Origin of the sequence: Gilliamella sp. wkB18, from assembly GCF_001690875.1 — a bacterium.
GTDB classification, from domain to species: Bacteria; Pseudomonadota; Gammaproteobacteria; order Enterobacterales; family Orbaceae; genus Gilliamella; species Gilliamella apicola_A.
This window is the reverse complement of sequence record NZ_LZHM01000029.1, coordinates 1-656: the sequence shown is the minus strand read 5'-3', so window position 1 is coordinate 656 and position 656 is coordinate 1. Positions and strand designations below refer to the sequence as shown.

Below are 656 nucleotides of genomic sequence, written 5' to 3'. Positions count from 1 at the left end.
ATTATATTTAATCGTAAAACCGGTAAAGTCTATGTTAACGAAAGTTACTTTTTTAACTTTAAGTTTTTACATCACCCTTCGGTATTTTTACAACCGAAAAAACGCCGAATAAAAGAATATGATTGGAACGATTTGCACGGTGTTATTATTCATAATATGTCACGTAATGCCTTAAGTTCAACCGTGTTAATGGTCTGCCAACCGGGCACGCACCAAGTGATAGATCATATTATGTTAGATCCTGCTCGTGCCGGTGCAGGAAGTACATTTGTTTGGGGATGGATCAATAGTTTTATGTTTTTTTGTGATGTTGCCAATATCGATGACGGTGAATATAAATCAGATCAAGAAGCGGAATTTAAAGCCCATAGGATTGAAGGTGAAGGCTGGCCCGAATGGATGGTCGAAGCGTTTAATGCCACATCGCAAGAAGAGCTCGCCGAAATCAAACAACGGTACCATATAACGGAATAACCCAGATGATTAAGGAATAAGGAATAATTATGCCATCAAAATACCGCCCGCAAATTTTTGGTTGGTTTGGGGATCTAGATAAAGGTCCTTATAGTGTACCTTTGCATGACGATCGCTTAAGTTATGCCAATAATACCTATTGTGCCTTTATTCGTCAGGATCACAATGATCAGATTTTTTAT

1 protein-coding gene is annotated in these 656 nt (G+C 38.1%); it reads left to right on the top strand.

Annotated features, from left to right (window positions below; all coding sequences use genetic code 11):
* The coding region (locus A9G48_RS11490; protein ID WP_218057776.1) for a DUF6708 domain-containing protein at positions 1-474 on the top strand (474 nt) is incomplete at its 5' end.
* Positions 475-656 lie beyond the last annotated feature (182 nt).